The organism is Deltaproteobacteria bacterium, from assembly GCA_016874775.1.
Taxonomy (GTDB): domain Bacteria; phylum Desulfobacterota; class Binatia; order Bin18; family Bin18; genus VGTJ01.
In genome coordinates this window covers 1-3,696 of record VGTJ01000312.1, presented here as the reverse complement: position 1 = coordinate 3,696, position 3,696 = coordinate 1, and the positions used below count along the sequence as shown (strand labels likewise).

Annotated in this window: 1 protein-coding gene; it reads right to left on the bottom strand. The window is 55.9% G+C overall.

The annotated features are described in order from the left end of the window. Positions 1-81: 81 nt before the first annotated feature. Positions 82-3,570 (bottom strand): amino acid adenylation domain-containing protein, encoded by a 3,489-nt coding sequence (locus FJ147_27825; GenBank protein MBM4259692.1) that lies wholly within the window; start codon positions 3,568-3,570, stop codon positions 82-84. Positions 3,571-3,696: the final 126 nt, after the last annotated feature.

Sequence of the window (3,696 nt, the reverse complement as noted above, 5' to 3'; positions counted from 1 at the left end):
GAGCGCAGGCATACCTCCTCCTCCTTTTTCCCGGACACCCGTGCTGCCCTCTCTATCCTAACCCCTTCTTTTTACAAGACTCTAAGCGCGTTCCCCGTGCGGTAATGCATTGCGGTCGACCTTACCATTCGGGGTCAGCGGGATCCTCTCTACAACAACAAAGGCCACCGGCAGCATGTAGTCCGGCAGCGTTGTCCGTAAAAACGCGCAGAGTGCGGATAGGGGCGGAGAGGAGCCGTGATGTCCAACAATATAAGCAATAAGTTGTTTGTCTTCAGGAACATCTTCCCGAGCAAGGACGACCGCACTCTGCACGGCCGGATGCGTTTGTAGGGTCGCCTCGATTTCGCCCAACTCAATGCGATATCCGCGTATCTTCACCTGGGTATCACGACGCCCAAGAAACTCGATGTTCCCGTCAGGCAGGTACCGCACCATATCACCAGTGCGGTAGAGTCGCGCTCCAGGACGAGAGCTGAAAGGGTCGGGGATAAATTTCTCTGCGCTCTGTTCTGGGCGATGGAGATACCCGCAGGCGAGTCCGTCTCCACCAATATACAATTCTCCAGGGACGCCAACAGGCAGCGGTGACAAGTACTGGTCAAGAATATACACCGTGGTGTTACTGATCGGGGTGCCGATGGGAACTGAGGTCAGGTTGGCCGCGAGCTGGCGCGGGATGTGATAGCAACACGCGAACGTCGTGCTTTCAGTCGGCCCGTACCCATTCGTGATTCGCGTGGTAGGCAGAAGCGCCAAGGCGCGACGCACGTGCGCTACAGACAACGCCTCGCCGCCAATGAGCAATTGGCGGACTCCAGAGAGTGCTCCAGGTTCAGTACCGATGACGGTATTGAATAATGATGCGGTAAGCCACAACGTCGTCACCCCGTGGCGCTTGACCAGCGCGCCGAGTTCGTGCGGACTTGGAACCTGGGCCGGATACAACACACAGGTGCCGCCATGCAGGAGCGCTCCCCAAATTTCAAAGGTCGAGGCGTCGAACGAGATAGGCGCCAGGTGCAGCAACTTTTGCTGAGTGTCGAGCTGGACATAGTCTACGCCGAACAGTAAACGCGTGATGCCTCGGTGTGGTACGGCGACCCCCTTGGGACGGCCCGTCGATCCTGACGTGTACATGACATAAGCACAATCGTCCGCCGTTGTTACACAGGCAGGGTTGTCAACACGCTCTTTGTTGATTGTGTCCCACTCGGTGTCAAGACAAACCAACTGCTGCGCATCACAAAGAGGGTGCGGAGTGGGGTTTCCCGTGCTACCTACCTCAGCGGCTTCAGCGTTGGAGAATAATGGGAAGAACTTTTCTTGCGTGAGTATAATAGAGACGGCGGTATCCTCGAGCATGAAGCGCAACCGCTCTGTTGGATAATGGGGGTCCAACAGCACATACGCGCCACCGGCTTTCAGAATGGCCAACAAGGCAACGGTCATATCGAGTGAACGCTCCAGGCACACGCCCACGAGGGTCTCGCGCTGCACGCCTTTCTTTTGCAAATAGTGCGCAAGCCGATTGGCACGTGCATTGAGTACTCGATACGGTACGTGTTCCTCCGCACACACTACCGCGACGGCGTCCGGTGTACGTTCGACTTGTGTAGCGAATAACTGTTGAAGACACTGCGTCTGAGGATAATCACGCGTTGTGTCGTTCCAGTCGAAGAGTATCTGCTGACGCTCGCTGGCGGTAAGCAGCGGCAGGGCAGACAGAGGTTGCTCAGGGTTCGCAACCGCAGCCGTCAGCAGGGTTTGTAGATGCCCGACCATGCGCAGAATCGTGGGTTCATCGAGAACCCGCGTGTTATAGACGATCGTCGCAGACATCGGTTCGGCTGCAGATGTGTCGAGTGAAAAAACATCTGGTGACACATGCAGAGTTATGGCTCCCTGAGCATAGCAGGGATCTTCGTCAACACAGGGCAAGAAAACCACTGAGACATCAGCAACGTGACGTACCCTAGGTATCTCGTGTATAGCTGGGTCGCGGACCAGGAGATCCCGCGTGTAGGTGCGATGGTGTTCACACAGAGTCACTTCTTGTGCAATAGTCGTATACGCTTGGGTGAACGGTCCATCCAAGTCTAACTGCACCCGGAACGGCACCCGTACGGCAAACAACTTTTCAGAGAGCGGTGTGGTGTGGTGCTCCTCTGCTCGCTGTGATGCCGAAGTGAAGCCAATATCAAACGAGTGCTCTTGGGTGAGTCGAGAGAGGTAGACCGCGAACGCTGTGAGTATGAGGGTGTCTCGCCGCCATGGTTGAGGCGGTACGGTGTGCGCTCCGACCGGAAGCGAAAACGACACCGGCAGTGAGGCACTCCCAGTACGCTCATTCATAGGCGATGAAACATAGGGCAAGCGAGCAGGGTGGATGGAGGTGAGTCGTTTACGCCAAAACCCCTCATGCTTTGCAGTGTGGCTCGCTTGTTGTGTAAGTTCATTGAGCGTTGTGCGGGCAAGATCCGGGAGTTGCTGACCGATTTGCAACCCATACTGCTGGCTCAAGGAGGCAACCGGTACGGCATCACCATCCACGGTGAGCAGTTTGGTAATTGTGAAGTCTTCCGTTGCCGTAGCGATCGTCAGACTATCTTGCTGCATGGCACGAATGGTCCCGGCAGCAACTGACGGAGAGCCGGGACGCAGCTCATATTCAGTGACAATGAAAAAATCACCGTTCACATGGAACTTCAGGGTGGTCAGCGGATTGAGGTACGGACCAAAAGACAAGGCCCGACAAACCCCCGCGAGGTCTGCTGCTGGAGTGTTCCACGAAATAATTCCTCCACCTGGCGGTCTTTCATGCTCAGCGAAGTACGTGCGCAGACTGAGGTCTTGTGGGATCGGGCTCCATCGCTGGTCGGCCAACTCCGTAACTAATTCCTGGAATGAGGCGATCGCCGCTTCGTAACATTTCAGGTTCAGACTCAACGAGGTCTCGTCCGGGGCAAGAGAGAAGCGCCGCTGCTTGAGAATGTCACCGGCATCGACCTCGCCAGTCATGACATGCCAAGTCACACCATGCTCTGTCTCACGTCGCAACAGTGCCCAGGCCGGGGCATACATACCGGCAAATCTGGGGAGTGGGCCATCATGAAAGTTGATCGCGGCATGAGACGGCAGCGACAACAGCGCAGCAGAAAGAATCCGCTGATTAATGATACTAAAGAGATACGTAAACGACTGCGGCGATAGCTGGGCTCCCCAATCTTCCTGCGAGTGGTAGACCGGCACGTTGTGGTCATGCGCCCATTGGCGAAACTCTGGCGTGTCACTGATCACGGCCTTCACAGTATGCCCGGCACGTACAAGTATGCCGGCACAGTGAGCAGGAAGCGAAGTGTCGCCAATAATCACGCAGGAAAATGGCTGCCCATGTTGTGGTTGCTGTCCCTGCAGCTTCATCATTGTCATAAGAGTGCGCAGTCGTAAGAAAAATTGTTCTCCAATATGGTCAACAAAGATTGAGAGACACAAGACCCCAAATATACGGGAGACTGGGATCAGCCCACCGTGTACCATACCGGCGCGCGGCAAGCGGCCCCGACGCATGCATCGTGAGCTTCCGGTAAAGCCGCTTGACACCCGAGGTTGAGAGACAGCAAGAGCTGCTGCGTGGTTGTTCGCACCAAACTCTCACGGCCAGACCGATGCAACGAGCACGAGATGTGAAGCCCT